The organism is Achromobacter sp. MYb9, from assembly GCF_002975275.1.
In the GTDB taxonomy this organism is placed as follows: domain Bacteria; phylum Pseudomonadota; class Gammaproteobacteria; order Burkholderiales; family Burkholderiaceae_B; genus Achromobacter.
Map to the genome: position 1 here is coordinate 670,693 of NZ_PCOQ01000001.1, position 14,789 is coordinate 685,481.

The window sequence follows — 14,789 nt, forward strand, 5'->3', positions numbered from 1 at the left end:
AGGCCGGGGAAATTCGCTCTACAATTCCGCCCCATGTCTATCCTCTTCCACGCCTATCCCCTGGCCCGCCCGGCGCTGTTCGCCATGGACGCGGAAACCGCCCACGAAGTCACGCTATCGGGCCTGCAACGCGCCTACGAGTGCGGCGCCACGCGCAAGCTGATGCATGCGCGGCCCACGGCGCCCAGCACGCTGATGGGCATGCAATTGGCCAACCCGATCGGGCTTGCAGCGGGGCTGGACAAGAACGGCGCCTATATCGACGCGCTGGGCAATCTGGGGTTTGGCTTCATTGAAGTCGGTACGGTCACCCCGCGCGCGCAGCCCGGCAACCCGAAACCGCGCATGTTCCGCCTGCCGCGCGCCAATGCGCTGATCAACCGGCTGGGCTTCAACAATCTGGGCCTGGACGCGTTCCTGACCAATGTGCAGCGCAGCCAATGGCGTAAGCAAGGCGGCATTCTGGGCTTGAACATCGGCAAAAACGCCGATACGCCGATCGAACGCGCGGCCGACGATTACCTGATCGGCCTGGAAGGCGTGTATCCCCATGCCGACTACGTGACGGTGAATATCTCGTCGCCGAACACCAAAAACCTGCGCGCGCTGCAAAGCGGCGATGAGCTGTCGGCGTTGCTGGGGCAACTGGCGGACAAGCGCCGTGCGCTGGAAGACCAGCACCAGCGCCGCGTGCCGATGGCGGTGAAGATTGCCCCCGACCTGACGCAAGAGCAGATCGATGCGATCGCCGATATCCTGCCGCGTCACGGCATCGACGGCGTCATTGCCACCAACACCACACTGTCGCGCGACTCGGTCGCTGGCCAGGCGCACGCCGACGAAGCGGGCGGCCTGTCCGGCGCGCCGGTGCATGAGCTGTCATTGAAAGTGATACGCCGCCTGAAGGAACAACTGGGCGACAGCCTGGCCATCATTGGCGTGGGCGGCGTGCTGTCGGGCCAGCAGGCCCGCGAAAAAATGGCCGCGGGCGCAGATGCCGTGCAGTTGTACACAGGCCTGATCTATCGCGGCCCGGCTTTGGTCGGCGAATGCGTGCATGCTGTCTCAAAAAGATAGCGCCCTACGCCACGCACGCTGCGCGCCCTTGCTGCCCCAACCTTGCTGCCAGCCCCCACGCAGGGCAAAAAAAGGGGCCACCCGGTGGGTGGCCCTAATTCCAGCTCTGCTCTGTCACTCAACAGTACTACATTACTGCGATTTGCGCAGCATCGCGCGCCAGAGACTTAGGCGGTGCGACGGCTACGGCTGGCGACCTTGGTGGCGGCATCGGCGGCATCCGTGGCTGCCTTGAAGGTCGCGTTGGCGGCGGCATTCAGGTTCGATTCGGCGACTTCGGCAGCCTGCTTGGCGGCCTTGGTGACGGAATCGTAAGCGCTGGTCGCGGTGGCCAGCGAGGACTTGAACAGGGCGACGGCGCTTTCGGAGCCGGCGGGGGCGTTCTTCGAGAACTGGTCGACGGCTTCGCTCAGCTGTTGCTGGCCTTCGGCGATCTGTTCTTCGGTCAGTTTGACCAGGCTGCCCTGCACGCCGGCGACGATGTCATACACGTGCTTGGTGTAAGCCATGGCCTTTTCGGCGCCCGGCTGCAGCAGACCGGAGGCGAACGCCGCGGCTTCTTGCGGGTCCTTCACTTCGGCGGCTTGTTGCGAACGCTGGGCGACTTCGTCCAGGGTGGCGCGCACGACCTTGAGGTTCAGCTCGACCAGCTTTTCAAAGCCGGCGAAAACAGCGGATTGGGCGGCCACGAAAGTGTTGATGCTGGCCTTCTGGCGGTCCAGAACTTGTTGCGGAATTGCGCTCATAGAATGCTCCTTTATGGGTAGCCGGACGCTTCCGGCAAGTCAGGATGGTTGTCTGCGACGAAAATAAAACGTGCGCGGAAACTGGTACTACAAGCTACCGCCGGCCCGTTTGATGCACTGCACAATTCACATTCTAGACTGGCAAAATTCCTTGTCAAGCAGTTTTTGTGCAACGCAACAAGTATTTGCACTTCTTCGGTGCACGCCCTGGGCACGCCTTTGATCTTGCACAAGAATTTCCCATGATTCGGGAAATACCGGACATGACGGCGTATCAATTCTTTTCTAAACTGCTTTCACGCTGATGACAGACAAATACAAATCAAAAGTCAGCGGTCAATAACTAAATCGCAGCAAGTAAAACCCTGCAATTGGAGACTTCATGACCCTCATTCCCCGCACGCTTTCGGCCCTGCTCGCGGCCAGCGCCATGCTCGCGGCCGGCGCCGCCCACGCGGAATACCCGGAACGCCCCATCAATATGGTGGTGCCGTTCGCTGCAGGCGGCCCGACCGATAACGTCGCCCGCTCGCTGGCGGAAGCCATGCGGCCAAGTCTGGGCCAGACGGTTGTGGTGGAAAACAAAGGCGGTGCCGGTGGCACCATCGGCACGACGCAGGTCGCCCGCGCCCAACCGGACGGCTATTCCATCCTGCTGATGCATGCCGGCTTCTCCACGGCGCCGTCGCTCTACAAGAATCCGGGGTACGACCCCTACAAGAGCTTCGAGCCTATCGGCCTGGTCGTCGACGTGCCCATGACCATCATCGCCCGCTCGGACTTCCCGCCCAACAACATCAAGGAATTGGCCGAGTACGTCAAACAGAACAAGGACAAGGTTTCGCTGGCCAACGCCGGCATCGGCGCCGCCAGCCATCTGTGCGGCACCATGCTGGTGGAAGCGCTGGGCGTCCAACTGCTGACGATCCCTTACAAGGGTACCGCCCCGGCCATGAACGACCTGCTGGGCAAGCAGGTGGACCTGATGTGCGACCAGACCACCAACACGACCCAACAGATCGAAAGCGGCAAGGTCAAGGCCTACGCCGTGACCAGCCTGCAGCGCGTGCCGACGTTGCCCAAGTTGCCGACCATGGACGAATCCGGCTACAAGGGCTTCGAGGTGGGCATCTGGCACGGGATGTGGGTGCCGAAGGGCACGCCCAAGCCGGTGGTCGACAAGCTGATCAAGAGCCTGCAGGCCGGCCTGGCCGACCCGAAGTTCCAGGAGCGCATGAAGCAATTGGGCGCGACGGTGCTGACGTCCGAAGCGAATCCGCAAGGGCTGGAAGCCAAGGTCAAGCAGCAAGTGCCTCAGTGGGCCGAGCTGTTCAAGAAGGCCGGCGTCGAACAGCAGTAACCGCCGCAGAATGAAGAAAAGCCCCGCAAGGGGCTTTTCTTCATTCTGCGCCACCCTATGGGCGCAGGGCTTCCGCCGCCATCCCAAGCCCATTGAAACCCGGGGATACCGACGGTTCGTAGCCCAGCGCTTCCGAAATACTGGCCGCCGTGTCGACCAGGGCCTTGATCCAGTCGTCTTGCAAGCGCTCGGCCGGGGCCGAGATGGACAGGCCCGCCACCAGCTTGCCGGTGTCGTCGAAAATGCCTGCGGCGATGCACCGCACGCCAAGTTCCAGTTCTTCGTTGTCGCGGGCGTATCCATGGCGGCGCACCAGGGCCAGCTCGCGCTCCAGGCGGTCCAGGTCGGTCAGGCTGTTGCGCGTGTGACCGGCCAGGCCGGTGCGCAACGCATAGGCCCGGACCTGCCGCGTGTCTCCGGTGGACAGGAACAGTTTACCGGTGGAGGTCAGGTGCAAGGGGGCGCGGCCGCCGATGGCGCGAACCACCTGCATGCCGGAGCGTTCGCTCCAGGCGCGGTCGATGTAGACGATTTCGTCGCCTTGCTGGACCGACAGGTTGATGGTTTGCCCGGTCAGTTTGTGCAGCGAGCGCATGGCCGATATGGCCGCCTCGCGCACGTTCAGCCGCCCTTTCACCAGCGACCCCAGTTCCAGCAGGCGCATGCCCAGCTGGTACAGGCCGTTGTCGACGCGTTCGACGTAGCGGCCTACGACCAGGTCATTCAGGATGCGATGGGCGGTGGACGCATGCAGGCCGGTGGTGGCGGACAGTTCCTTGAGGGTTACCGGGTCCTGCTGCGCGGCAAGCGCGTCCAGCAGGCGCATGGCACGCTCGATCACCTGGATGGCGATGGGGTGAGCGGAAGCGCCTTCGGTTTCGGCGTCCAGGGGATTGCGGGGGGGTGAAAGACGGGGCATAGGGGCAGGTTCGGGCTTGCGCCGCGCCGCCGAAAAAGACCGGCCTTGCGGCAACGCAGCAAACAGTTCTTTCCCGTATTGTGAAATTTACCGCGCCATTTGGCAATCGGTTTTTAAGCAATAAACGGGTCCGCACCCGTTTATTGCCGATCCGGCTTAGTTAGCGAGCGGCGGCGCCAGCTTTCCGCCCAGGCGCAGCACTTCGGCCCGTAAAAACTCCAGCGCCTCTGCGGAAGCGGCGGGTTCGCCCTTGACGCCCAGCTCGATGTGCGGCGTGCCGCCGGCCTCGCCGACGCTCGGCAGGCTGAAGGCGCGCACGTCGGGCCAGCGCGTTTCAACGCTGACCATGGCCGGCGTGATGCGCGATTCGGGCATGCTGAACACCAAGAAGGAATGCTCGACATGGGCCCGCACATGTTGCAGTGCACGATAGCGGGTATCGAGGGTCCATTCCAGCATCGGCCACGCCATGACCGGGAAGCCGGGCACGAAAGTGTGGTCCTGGATGAAGAAGCCCGGAATGCGGTTGTACGGGTTCGGGACAATCTCGCAACCTGCCGGGAACATGCCCATCTGCAGGCGCTGCTGATTCTCGGGAGCGCTCATGTCGGCGGTGCCCTGCCCCTTGGCCGCCATTTCGGCGGTGCGCAACGCGATCGCCTCTTCGGCCTCGGGGTGCAAGGCCAGCGGCAGACCCAGCGCCGCGGCAGCCGCCTGGCGGGTGTGGTCGTCGGGCGTGCCGCCGATGCCGCCGCACGAAAGCACGACGTCGCCGGTGGCGAAGCTGCGCCGATAAGCGGCAGCCAGCGTATCGCGGTCATCGGGCAGCACTTCCGCCCAACTCAGCTGCATGCCGCGCGCGCTGAGAAGCTCGACGACCTTGGAAAAGTGCTTGTCCTGACGGCGGCCGGAGAGGATTTCATCCCCGACGATGATGAGGCCAATACGGCGGGCGGCGGATTCTACGGCCATGTCCGGTTCCAAAAGGTAAAGGGAAGAGACGCCGGTCAGGCGTCGATGACGCGGTCCTCGCGCAAGCGCTTCAGCGCTTCCAGTCCGTAATGCGCGTAGACCAGCGCCGAGAACACCGGCAGGATAATCCAGGCGGGCGGCAACAGGTTCAATAGCGAGCAGATCAAGCCAATACTCCAGAAGCCGCCGTTATGGCGTTCGAGGATCAGCTTGCGCTCGTCCGGGCTGGCGTGTTCGACGATGGCGTCCACGCGCATCATGCGCGAGAACGCGAACGCCCACCAGAAGATCGACAACACGATGGCCATCGGCGGCACCAGCCATAACGGCAGCGTCAACAGCCAGCCGGCGGCAAACGCCGCGGACACCCACACCGCGTTCCAGACGCTGACCGCCGTGGCGTTCTTGCCCTGCCGCGTGACAGTGGCGTATTCGCGCTGCCCAACGTGGCGCAGGACAAGCGGCATCACGAAGACTGCCGCGATCGCCAGGCCCAGGATGCCGGATACCGGCAACAGGATGGCCACCGCGATGATGGGAACGAGATAGATCTTGAGCGAGAACAGCCCCATCGCCAGCATCCAGTCCTCTGCGCGGTTGACGAAGTCCCAGCGCGCGGCCTCGGCGGCCAGCCACGCATTGAGCGGCGTCCAGAACAGGTACAGCAGCAAGAAGGCGCCGATCAGCGCGATCAGGAACGGCAGCAGCACCGCGAACAGCATGCTGGGATGGCATTGCGATACCAGCGCGCGCTTGAACGCCTGGCCCACGGTGACGGCGCCGGCCCCGGCGGCGGTTAGGCGGCCATTGCCGGGCGGGGTGGAATCAGTGCGCAATGCGGTCATGGGAGCGGAAAAAGGCGGTGGACATCCCGGGTATGATAGTCAAACACGCCTTCATCTGCTGACATGTCTCTACTCGTACCCGGTACCGACCTTGCCGCCCTGCGCGCGCGGCTTGGCGCAACCCCCGACACCTGGCTGGTGGCCTGCTTCTGCGCGGCCTGGTGCGACACCTGCGAGCAATACAAGCCCAAACTCGAGGCGCTGGCCGCCACACTGCCGCAGCACGTCTTCGCCTGGATCGACATCGAAGACCACGCGGAACTGCTGGGCGATGAAGACGTCGAGAACTTCCCCACCCTGCTGGTGCAGATCGGCCGCCGGGTGGTGTTCTACGGCCCCATGCTGCCGCACATCGGGCACCTGGAACGGTTGCTGGAAAGCGTGGATGAAAACAGTCCGGCCGTCATCACGGAACTGCCCGACCTGCCGAAATTACTGGCGGCCTGAGCCGGCGCCGGTCGTCCCATCATGAAAAAACCCGCAAGGCCTTTCGGCGTTGCGGGTTTTTTTATGCCGGAAGGCGTCAGTTCTTGCGCGAACCACCCAGCAGTACCGCCACCTGGCGCTTGGGCGTCGAAGACGTATTGCCGTTGCTGTTGGCCGCTGGCTCTTCGGCGGCCGAGGCGGTCGACGAAGGCTCGTACGGTTTCAGGAAGAAGTCGTCGACCGGTTGACGCGAACCGCCAGAGGTATAACCCGAGCGGCGGTCCGACGAACGGCCGCGATCACCACGATCGCCGCGGCCGGCATCGCGGCTTTCGCGGCCTTCACGGCCTTCGCGCGAAGAACCGGTGCGCTCGTCGCTGCGGCGATGGCTGCGCGCCACGGCGTCGGCCGGCAGATCAAGGGTGCCGCGCGGCACTTCGCGCTTGATCAGCTTTTCGATATCGAGCAGGAAACGTTCTTCGTCGGCCGTGAACAGCGCGATGGCTTCGCCGGATGCGCCGGCGCGGCCGGTACGGCCGATACGGTGCACGTAGTCTTCGGCGTTGTAGGGCAAGTCGTAATTGATGACGCAAGGCACGCCGGCCACGTCCAGGCCGCGGGCCGCCACGTCGGTGGCCACCAGCACTTCGAGCTCACCCGCCTTGAAGGCTTCCAGCGCTTTCATGCGGTCGGCCTGCGTCTTGTCGCCGTGGATCGATTCGGCTTTGACCCCGTCGCGTTCCAGTTCGCGGGCCAGGCGCGCGGTGCCGATCTTGGTGTTCGAGAACACGATGACCTGCTTCAACCCACGCGACTTCACCAGATGCACAACGGCGGCGCGCTTCGCGTCGCTCGGCATCTTGTAGGCGATCTGCGTGATCGTCGTCGCCGTGGCATTGCGCGCCGCGACTTCGATTTCAACGGGGTGGTTCAGATACGAACGGCCGAGCTTGCGGATTTCGTTGCTGAAGGTGGCCGAAAACAGAAGGCCCTGACGCTGCGTGGGCAGCAGTCGGATGATGCGTTCCAGGTCGGGCAAAAAGCCCATATCCAGCATGCGGTCCGCTTCGTCCAGCACCAGGATGCCGACTTGGCTGAGATTCACGTTCTTTTGTTCGACGTGGTCCAGCAAGCGGCCGGGAGTCGCCACCAGTACTTCGCAACCACGGCGCAGTGCTTCCTTCTGCGGACCAATATCCACGCCGCCAAACACCACGGCAGACCGCAACGGCGTCTGCTTGCTGTAGCGCTTGACGCTTTCGTACACCTGGTCGGCCAGTTCACGCGTGGGCGTGAGGATCAGCGCACGCACCGGATGGCGCGCGGGCGACGCGCTGGTGTTCGCCAGCGGCATCAGCCGGTGCAGGATGGGCAGCGTGAACGCGGCCGTCTTGCCGGTGCCTGTCTGGGCGGCGCCCATGACATCGCGCCCTTCCACCACGACGGGGATGGCTTGGGCCTGGATGGGCGTGGGAATGGTGTAGCCGGTTTCGGCGATGGACTGCAGCAACAGGGGATGCAGCCCGAAATCGGCGAACGTCGGCGCGGGCGCGTCAACGGGAGGTGCTACGGATTGAGTGGATTCAGTCATCAGGGTTTGGCAGATACCGGGACCAGTGAAAAAGAACAAAACGAGAGTGCTACATGCACTGCACTACATATGCATCGGGGCAACCCGAATACGCGTGGCCGCAATGCGACGGCACGCACATTGCCGCGAAGCGCGATGGGCTTCACGGGCAATCGGCACCCGGCCTTGCAAGGCCAGTCGGCGCATTCTGGATTCGATACTTATGAGGGCAGTACCAGGCCCGGATTGCTGTGGATAACTTAATTTTAGCGCAGCCGCCTTACCACACGCTCAAACAGCGTGTATGTCCACCAGATGGACTATTTGTGACCAAAATTGGGATGTCAGCCCGCCAGCCAGCGCAGGCCCCACAACACGACCATGCCGACGACGATCACCATCACCGCGCTGCGGGTGCGCAGGAACACCAGGATGGCCACCACGCCGGCCACCAATTTGTAGTCGAAGACCGGTCCCAACCCCGCCTTCCAGGGCAGCAGGTCCGGCACCACGATGGCCGTCAGCGCCGCGGCGGGCGCATAGCGCAGCGCCCGGCGCACGCCGTCCGGCAGGGGGATGTAATCCCCGAACAGCATGAAACCGGCACGCGTGAGCACGCTGCACAAGGCCAACAGCAGGATGGCGGAATAGACGTAGAGCTCGGAAGGCCAGAGGGTCATGGTCGCGCCTTGAAGAAACGTTCGGCCCACATGCCCGCCACCACGCCGGCGATGACGGCCGCCGCCAGGCCCAGCCGCAGCGGCAGCACCTGGCCGACCCAGGCGACCACGCCAGCCGCCAGCATGGACACGAGCATCGGCTTGGAACTGGCCAGCGGCACCGTGATCGCCAGCAGCGCCAGCACCGCGGCAAAATCCAGCGACCAGTTCGTGGGCACCATCGTCCCCAGATAGATGCCGATGATCGAGGACGACTGCCAGACCAGCCAGCCCGGGACGATCGTGCCCAGGAAGAACCACAGTTGTTCGCGCGTGCCGCGCTCCGCCGAATCGCCATAGCGCGGCATGAACAGCACGAAGCCCATGTCGGTCGTGAAATAGCCCAGCCCCAGCCGCTTGGGCCAGGACAGGTGCCGGAAGTAAGGATGGAGCGCGGCGCCAAAGATGATGAAACGCAGGTTCACGACGCAGCCGGCGGCGAAAATCAGCCACAGCGGCGCGCCGGTGGCGATCAGCGGCAGCGACGTCAATTGGGCGGACCCCGCGTAAAGCAGCAGGGTCATGGCCAGCGCCATGGTCTCGGTCAGGCCGGACTTCACCATGGCCACCCCGGTCACCAGGCCCCAGGTCGCCGTGGCGATGAGAGCCGGGACGATGGCATGGATGCCGGCGCGGAATGCGGCCAGGCGTTCCTGGCGGATTTCGGGAAGCGCGGATTCAGAGGACAACGGCTGGCCCCTGGCGATTCGGACAGGACGACATGGGAACTCTAACGGGTTGCGCGGGCCAAATGGCACCACGCCGGTGCGCGGACAGGCCGGTATTGTAACCTCGCCGCTTGATACAATAGGCGCCCCGAGTTTCTTGACCGCTTGGGGCCTGACGCGCGGCGCCAGGCCTGGCGCCCTGTGTGGAGAAGACCATGTCGATGGCTGACCGCGACGGTTTCATCTGGTATGACGGCAAGCTCGTCCCATGGCGAGACGCGACGACGCACGTCCTGACGCATTCCCTCCACTACGGCCTGTCCGTCTTCGAAGGCGTGCGCGCCTACAAGTCCGAGATCGGCACCGCCATTTTCCGCCTGGAAGACCACACCAACCGCCTCTTCAATTCGGCGCACATCTACCAGATCCCCATGCCGTTCGATCGCGACACGATCAACGACGCGCAGCGGATGGTCGTGCGTGAAAACCAGCTGGAATCCGGCTACCTGCGGCCGCTGGTCTTCTACGGTCCGGAAAAAATGGGCGTGTCGCCCAAGGGCGCCCGCGTGCACGTGGCCATCGCCGCCTGGCCGTGGGGCGCCTACCTGGGCGAAGAGGCCCTGTCCCAGGGCATCCGAGTCAAGGTGTCGTCGTTCGCCCGCCAGCACGTGAACGTCACGATGCCGCGCGCCAAGGTCGCCACCACCTATGCCAATTCCATCCTGGCCAACACCGAAGCCTTGCAAGATGGCTACGACGAGGCCCTGCTGCTGGACACCGAGGGTTTCGTGGCCGAGGGTTCCGGCGAGAACCTGTTCATCGTCAAGGACGGCGTGCTTTGCGAACCGGAAATCGCGTCCGCCCTGACCGGCATCACGCGGTCGACGATCCATGCGCTGGCCGCCGACTTCGGCTTGCGCGTGGTCACCAAGCGCCTGACGCGGGACGACGTCTACATCGCCGACGAGGCTTTCTTCACCGGCACCGCGGCGGAAGTCACCCCGATCCGCGAGGTCGACAACCGCCAGATCGGCGGCGGCAGCCGCGGCCCGGTTACCGAGAAGTTGCAGAAAGCATTTTTTGACATGGTGAATGGCCGCATCCCGAAGTACCATCACTGGCTGAGTAAAGTCTGATTCACGCGGCCGAGTCTCCGACTTGGCCGCATCATTGCCCCAACCTGCCGTTTATCGGTTTTTTTTCAGGAAGATCCATGACCGCTGCTGCCCCGGCCGCCGTCCCCCACGCTCACGAAGTCATTGAGGTCGGCGCCGAAGACCTGCCCGTGTTCTGTCCCGGCCCGAAAGCGCCGCTCTGGAGCATGCACCCCCGCGTGTTCCTGGACGTGGGCCGTTCCGGCTCCGCCAAGTGCGCCTACTGCGGCGCCGAGTACCGTCTGAAAGCCGGTACCGTGCTGCACGGCCACCACTAAGCCCGTCGCACAACGCCACCCGTCACACGCAGCCATGTTTGCCACACCTGAAGAAGCCGAACACGCGTTCTACGAAGCCCTGGAACAGGGGGACGCCGTCCGCCTGATGCAGGTGTGGGCCGACGACGAGGAAGTCGTCTGCATCCACCCGGGCGGGCTGCGCATCGTCGGCCACTCGGCGGTGCACGAGTCCTGGCAGCAGGTGCTGGCCAACGGCCCCCTCCACGTCCGCCCGCTGCGCCCGCTGGTCATGCTGAGCATGATGTGCGCGGTGCACGTGCTGGTGGAACAGGTGGCGGTGCGCACGCGGGAAGGCACGCAGTTCGCAAACTGCTACGCCACGAACATCTACCACAAGGGTCCCACCGGCTGGCGCATGGTCATGCACCATTCGTCGTCGGCGCCCACGGAAGCCGGGGTGCTCGATTTGCACGACGTACCCGACATGCTGCATTGAATCGGGTGGATTTTTAGTTGGCCGCTGCTCGTCTAGATACGTCCCCCTGCCCCGTTCCCTCCTGGTTGCCCGGAGGCGATGCCCAGACGGTTTACGCGTCGGTATTCGCGCAATACCACCGGATCGCGTTCGTGCGCGACCGGGTGGAGACGCCGGACACCGATTTCGTGGACTTCGACTGGACCGGCCCGGGCCTGTTCCCGCACAAGGCCGCCGACGGCGCGCCCGTCAGCGGACAAGGCCCGGTTGCCAATGGCAAGACCGCCGCGGCGCGGTGGATGACGGACGCCGATTGGAAATCGCTGCCGCAAACGCCCGACACGCCGGCGCTGATCCTCTTCCACGGGCTGGAAGGCGGCAGCAACAGCCGCTACGCCCAATCCGTCGCGCACTATTTCCGCGCGCGTGGCTGGATCGTCGTGATTGCGCACTTCCGCGGTTGCTCGGGCGTACCGAACCGCCTGGCGCGCGCCTATTATTCGGGCGATTCCGCTGAAGTGGGCTTCCTGCTGGAAACGGTGCGCAGCCGCATCCCGCATGCGCGCTGGCATGCCGTGGGCGTATCGCTGGGCGGCAACGCCCTGCTCAAGTATCTGGGCGAACACCAGGAAGACACCGGCTGGCTGACGGCCGCAGCGGGCGTTTCCGTGCCGTTGGATCTGGTCGCCTGCGGCAAGACGCTATCCACCGGCGTGTTCAACCGACGCGTCTACTCGGCCCATTTCCTGAAAACGCTCAAGCATAAAGTGCTGGAGAAGGCGCACCGCTTTCCCGGCGCCATCGACGTGATGCGCATTGCGCACGCGCACGACCTGCGAGAGTTCGACGACACCTATACCGCGCCGATGCATGGCTTTCGCAATGCCCTGGATTATTGGACGCGCGCGTCCAGCAAGCCCTGGCTGCCGAAGATCTCGGTACCGACGCTGGTGCTCAACGCGCGCAACGACCCGTTCATCCCGGCGTCGTCGCTGCCCAAGCCGGAAGATTGCGCGCCCGTCATCTTGCTGCACCAGCCCAGCGACGGCGGGCATGCCGGCTTTCCCACCGGCACTTTCCCGGCGCACCTGAACTGGCTGCCGCAGCGCCTGGGCCGGTTTTTCGAAACCGGTCTGTAGGACGTCCCCGGGGAACCCGCCCCGAGGCGCCGCGTCTGCCGCGTCAGCCCGACTTGAAGCGTTCCAGCAACTGCCGCTCTTCGGCAAGCTTGTCCTTCACCTCCTTGATTTGCACGTCGATCTGCGACTGCTCGTAGAAGTCGGTGGACAGGCCTCGCGCCTGCTGCAACTGCGATTCCGCCGCCGCGAAGGCGCCGGTCATGAGGTAGAAGCGCGCCAGGTCGCGCCGCGCCTGCACCGGTTTGCCGTTGCGTTCCTCGCTTTGCGCCAGCATCTGATAGAGGCCGGGCTCGTCGCTACCCCACTGCTTGATCTTGGCGCGCAGATAATCCTGCGCGTCGGCATGGCGGCCGTTACTTTGCAGCGCCTGCGCATAGGCGATGCCCAGCGCCCGCTGGTCAGGCCAGCGTTTGGTGCCCGCCTGCGCCAGTTCAAGCGCGCGCGGATATTCCTTGCGGGCCAGGGCGATATCCACGCTTAGCTTGGCCAGCTGCGCGGAATTGCGCCCCCCCGCCGTGGCCAGATTCCACAAGCGGTCGGCTTCGGTCAGGTTATTGCGCTGAAAAGCCTGCAAGGCCAGCCCGTAATACGCGGCGGACTGGCGCACACCGGACAGGGCCTGGGCCTCGTCCTGCAATTGCTGGCCAGCCGAGCGCAGGCTGACGGCGTCGCGCCCCTGCACCACGCGCATCTTGGCGCGCACGTACCAGAAGTCATCAGAGTCCACATGACGCGACGGTGGCGTCGAGCGCACGCGGTTCTGCACATCGGACATGCGCTCGATGGACAACGGGTGGGTGCTGGCCCATGACCCGCCGCCCGCCCCTTCGTTCAGGCGCGAGGCGTTCATCAGGCGCGAGAACATTTGCGACATGCCTTCGGCGTCGTAGCCGGCCTTGGTCAGCATCTGGAAGCCGGCACGGTCGGCTTCGCGTTCCGCGTCGCGGGAAAAACCCAGCTGGCGATTGATCGCCGCGGCCTGGCCGAAAGCCGCCACGCCCATCGCCAGGTTGCCGCCGCCGCCCGCCAGGGCCGCCAACAGCGCGCCGGCCAGGCTGGCCAGCATCAGCATGCCGTTCTGGCTTTGTTGCGTCATGCCGCGCGCGATGTGGCGCTGCACGACGTGGCCGATTTCGTGCGCCACCACCGCGGCCAGTTCGGACTCGCTGCCCGACGAGACGATCAGGCCGGTATTGATGCCAATAAAGCCGCCGGGCATGGCGAACGCATTGATTTCAGGGTCGCGCACGCCGAACATTTCCACTTCCGGCACCGCGCCGGGCGCAAAGGCCGCCAGCTTGCGGCCCATGGTGGTCAGGTACTGGCTGAGTTCAGGGTCGTCGACATACGTCGGATCGCGCCGGCCTTGCGACATGATGGCTTCGCCCAGGCTGCGTTCCAGCATGGGCGAAAGATCGGCCGCCGACGCGGCGCCCATCGTGGGCAGGCCTACCGGCTGCGCCCAGGCGGCGACGGGGATGGAGGGGGCGAGCAAGGCGGCGCATAGTCCGGCAATCGCGCCCCGTTTCGCAATAGAGCAAATGGATGGCATTTTCCTGCGGTTCATAAGCCTATGATAGCGATGAGCTTAAAATGTTTCACCGATACCCCAAACGAGGTCTCAATGCGTCCCGTCCGTAAAGCCGTTTTCCCTGTCGCCGGCATGGGCACCCGCTTCCTGCCCGCCACCAAGGCGATGCCCAAGGAAATGCTGCCCGTGGTCGATAAGCCGTTGATTCAATATGCCGTTGAAGAGGCCGTGGCCGCCGGCATCACCGACCTTATTTTTGTGACCGGCCGCAACAAGCGCGCCATCGAAGACCACTTCGACTCCGCGCCGGAGCTTGAATCCGACCTTGAAAGCAAAGGCAAGCACGAGCTGCTGGCAATGGTGCGGGGCATTCTACCCGCGCACGTGAATTGCCTCTACATCCGGCAATCGGCTCCGCTGGGCCTGGGCCACGCCGTGCTGTCGGCCGCGCCAGCCGTGGGCGACGAGCCCTTCGCCGTGCTGCTGGCCGATGATCTGATCGACGCCGACACGCCCGCCATGAAGCAGTTGGTGGACATCGCCATCGCGCAGAACGCCAGCGTGCTGGGCGTGCAAGATGTGCCGCGCGCCGACACCCGCAAGTACGGCATCGTGGCCACGCGCGAGGGCGACACGCGGCTGGACGCCCGCACCGAGCGCGTCACGCATATTGTTGAAAAGCCCGAACCCGACGCCGCGCCGTCCACCCTGGCCGTGGTGGGCCGTTACGTGCTGGAAGCCGCCATCTTCGATCACCTGCGTTCCACCAAGATGGGCGCCGGCAACGAAATCCAGCTGACCGACGGCATTGCCTCGATGATGCGCGAGCGCGCCGTGTTCGCGCACCGCTTCGACGGCGTGCGCTACGACTGCGGCAACAAGGCAGGCATGTTCCAGGCCACCGTGGCGCTGGGCAAGAAGTACCACGGTTTGCTGCCGGAATAACCCT

The 14,789-nt window shown here is 64.5% G+C and carries 16 protein-coding genes; 8 read left to right on the forward strand and 8 right to left on the reverse strand.

The window, feature by feature from the left end; genetic code table 11:
* Positions 1 to 33 precede the first annotated feature (33 nt).
* Positions 34 to 1,077 (forward strand): quinone-dependent dihydroorotate dehydrogenase, encoded by a 1,044-nt coding sequence (locus CQ050_RS03065; protein ID WP_105555331.1) that lies wholly within the window; start codon positions 34 to 36, stop codon positions 1,075 to 1,077.
* Between the two features lie 167 nt (positions 1,078 to 1,244).
* Here CQ050_RS03065 and phaP read toward each other — a convergent pair whose 3' ends face one another.
* Complete coding sequence (gene phaP / locus CQ050_RS03070; protein ID WP_105555332.1) at positions 1,245 to 1,823, reverse strand: TIGR01841 family phasin; 579 nt, start codon at positions 1,821 to 1,823, stop codon at positions 1,245 to 1,247.
* A 382-nt stretch (positions 1,824 to 2,205) separates the two neighbouring features.
* Here phaP and CQ050_RS03075 point away from each other — a divergent pair, with 382 nt between their 5' ends.
* Positions 2,206 to 3,183, forward strand: a complete 978-nt coding sequence (locus CQ050_RS03075; protein ID WP_105555333.1) for a tripartite tricarboxylate transporter substrate binding protein BugD — start codon at positions 2,206 to 2,208, stop codon at positions 3,181 to 3,183.
* A gap of 55 nt (positions 3,184 to 3,238) precedes the next feature.
* Here CQ050_RS03075 and CQ050_RS03080 read toward each other — a convergent pair whose 3' ends face one another.
* The 3 genes from CQ050_RS03080 to CQ050_RS03090 all read right to left on the reverse strand — a co-directional run bounded on the left by CQ050_RS03080 (position 3,239) and on the right by CQ050_RS03090 (position 5,919).
* Positions 3,239 to 4,102 carry an IclR family transcriptional regulator gene (locus CQ050_RS03080; protein WP_105555334.1) on the reverse strand — a complete coding sequence of 288 codons (864 nt, stop codon included), beginning with the start codon at positions 4,100 to 4,102 and terminating at the stop codon, positions 3,239 to 3,241.
* A gap of 156 nt (positions 4,103 to 4,258) precedes the next feature.
* Complete coding sequence (locus tag CQ050_RS03085) at positions 4,259 to 5,074, reverse strand: molybdopterin-binding protein (RefSeq protein ID WP_105555335.1); 816 nt, start codon at positions 5,072 to 5,074, stop codon at positions 4,259 to 4,261.
* Positions 5,075 to 5,109: 35 nt separating this feature from the next.
* Positions 5,110 to 5,919, reverse strand: coding sequence for an EI24 domain-containing protein (locus CQ050_RS03090; RefSeq protein ID WP_105555336.1), 810 nt, complete (start codon positions 5,917 to 5,919; stop codon positions 5,110 to 5,112).
* Positions 5,920 to 5,982: 63 nt separating this feature from the next.
* Here CQ050_RS03090 and CQ050_RS03095 point away from each other — a divergent pair, with 63 nt between their 5' ends.
* The gene (locus CQ050_RS03095; protein WP_105555337.1) at positions 5,983 to 6,366 is read left to right on the forward strand and encodes a thioredoxin family protein; all 384 of its coding nucleotides are present in this window, start codon (positions 5,983 to 5,985) and stop codon (positions 6,364 to 6,366) included.
* 76 nt (positions 6,367 to 6,442) lie between these two features.
* Here the strand turns inward: CQ050_RS03095 and CQ050_RS03100 are convergent, their stop codons facing one another.
* The 3 genes from CQ050_RS03100 to CQ050_RS03110 form a co-directional block, all read right to left on the reverse strand.
* Positions 6,443 to 7,936: a DEAD/DEAH box helicase gene (locus CQ050_RS03100; RefSeq protein WP_105555338.1), complete on the reverse strand. Its 1,494-nt coding sequence runs from the start codon at positions 7,934 to 7,936 to the stop codon at positions 6,443 to 6,445.
* Positions 7,937 to 8,259: 323 nt separating this feature from the next.
* Positions 8,260 to 8,595, reverse strand: a complete 336-nt coding sequence (locus CQ050_RS03105; protein WP_105555339.1) for an AzlD domain-containing protein — start codon at positions 8,593 to 8,595, stop codon at positions 8,260 to 8,262.
* Positions 8,592 to 9,323, reverse strand: coding sequence for an AzlC family ABC transporter permease (locus tag CQ050_RS03110; protein WP_199196717.1), 732 nt, complete (start codon positions 9,321 to 9,323; stop codon positions 8,592 to 8,594). Before CQ050_RS03110 ends, CQ050_RS03105 begins: the two co-directional genes overlap by 4 nt.
* Positions 9,324 to 9,517: 194 nt before the next feature.
* Here CQ050_RS03110 and CQ050_RS03115 point away from each other — a divergent pair, with 194 nt between their 5' ends.
* The 4 genes from CQ050_RS03115 (at position 9,518) to CQ050_RS03130 (ending at position 12,309) form a co-directional block, all read left to right on the forward strand.
* A complete protein-coding gene (locus CQ050_RS03115; protein WP_105555340.1) occupies positions 9,518 to 10,438 on the forward strand; it encodes a branched-chain amino acid transaminase in 921 nt (306 codons plus the stop codon).
* A 77-nt stretch (positions 10,439 to 10,515) separates the two neighbouring features.
* Positions 10,516 to 10,734: a zinc-finger domain-containing protein gene (locus tag CQ050_RS03120; RefSeq protein ID WP_105555341.1), complete on the forward strand. Its 219-nt coding sequence runs from the start codon at positions 10,516 to 10,518 to the stop codon at positions 10,732 to 10,734.
* A gap of 34 nt (positions 10,735 to 10,768) precedes the next feature.
* Positions 10,769 to 11,191, forward strand: a complete 423-nt coding sequence (locus CQ050_RS03125) for a nuclear transport factor 2 family protein (protein ID WP_105555342.1) — start codon at positions 10,769 to 10,771, stop codon at positions 11,189 to 11,191.
* A gap of 17 nt (positions 11,192 to 11,208) precedes the next feature.
* Entirely contained in the window at positions 11,209 to 12,309 is a 1,101-nt protein-coding gene (locus CQ050_RS03130; protein WP_105555343.1) for a YheT family hydrolase, read from the forward strand.
* 43 nt (positions 12,310 to 12,352) lie between these two features.
* Here CQ050_RS03130 and CQ050_RS03135 read toward each other — a convergent pair whose 3' ends face one another.
* Positions 12,353 to 13,876 carry a M48 family metalloprotease gene (locus tag CQ050_RS03135; protein ID WP_199196718.1) on the reverse strand — a complete coding sequence of 508 codons (1,524 nt, stop codon included), beginning with the start codon at positions 13,874 to 13,876 and terminating at the stop codon, positions 12,353 to 12,355.
* A gap of 57 nt (positions 13,877 to 13,933) precedes the next feature.
* Here CQ050_RS03135 and galU point away from each other — a divergent pair, with 57 nt between their 5' ends.
* Positions 13,934 to 14,785, forward strand: a complete 852-nt coding sequence (gene galU, locus CQ050_RS03140) for a UTP--glucose-1-phosphate uridylyltransferase GalU (RefSeq protein WP_105555344.1) — start codon at positions 13,934 to 13,936, stop codon at positions 14,783 to 14,785.
* Positions 14,786 to 14,789 lie beyond the last annotated feature (4 nt).

Bases quoted from the DNA above. Each gene is read 5' to 3' on its own strand.
- CQ050_RS03065 (WP_105555331.1), top strand. From the start codon at position 34: ATGTCTATCCTCTTCCACGCCTATCCCCTGGCCCGCCCGGCGCTGTTC.
- CQ050_RS03090 (WP_105555336.1), bottom strand. From the start codon at position 5,919: ATGACCGCATTGCGCACTGATTCCACCCCGCCCGGCAATGGCCGCCTA.
- CQ050_RS03105 (WP_105555339.1), bottom strand. From the start codon at position 8,595: ATGACCCTCTGGCCTTCCGAGCTCTACGTCTATTCCGCCATCCTGCTG.
- CQ050_RS03100 (WP_105555338.1), bottom strand. From the start codon at position 7,936: ATGACTGAATCCACTCAATCCGTAGCACCTCCCGTTGACGCGCCCGCG.
- CQ050_RS03075 (WP_105555333.1), top strand. From the start codon at position 2,206: ATGACCCTCATTCCCCGCACGCTTTCGGCCCTGCTCGCGGCCAGCGCC.
- CQ050_RS03085 (WP_105555335.1), bottom strand. From the start codon at position 5,074: ATGGCCGTAGAATCCGCCGCCCGCCGTATTGGCCTCATCATCGTCGGG.
- CQ050_RS03115 (WP_105555340.1), top strand. From the start codon at position 9,518: ATGTCGATGGCTGACCGCGACGGTTTCATCTGGTATGACGGCAAGCTC.
- CQ050_RS03120 (WP_105555341.1), top strand. From the start codon at position 10,516: ATGACCGCTGCTGCCCCGGCCGCCGTCCCCCACGCTCACGAAGTCATT.
- CQ050_RS03135 (WP_199196718.1), bottom strand. From the start codon at position 13,876: ATGAACCGCAGGAAAATGCCATCCATTTGCTCTATTGCGAAACGGGGC.
- galU (WP_105555344.1), top strand. From the start codon at position 13,934: ATGCGTCCCGTCCGTAAAGCCGTTTTCCCTGTCGCCGGCATGGGCACC.
- phaP (WP_105555332.1), bottom strand. From the start codon at position 1,823: ATGAGCGCAATTCCGCAACAAGTTCTGGACCGCCAGAAGGCCAGCATC.
- CQ050_RS03080 (WP_105555334.1), bottom strand. From the start codon at position 4,102: ATGCCCCGTCTTTCACCCCCCCGCAATCCCCTGGACGCCGAAACCGAA.
- CQ050_RS03095 (WP_105555337.1), top strand. From the start codon at position 5,983: ATGTCTCTACTCGTACCCGGTACCGACCTTGCCGCCCTGCGCGCGCGG.
- CQ050_RS03125 (WP_105555342.1), top strand. From the start codon at position 10,769: ATGTTTGCCACACCTGAAGAAGCCGAACACGCGTTCTACGAAGCCCTG.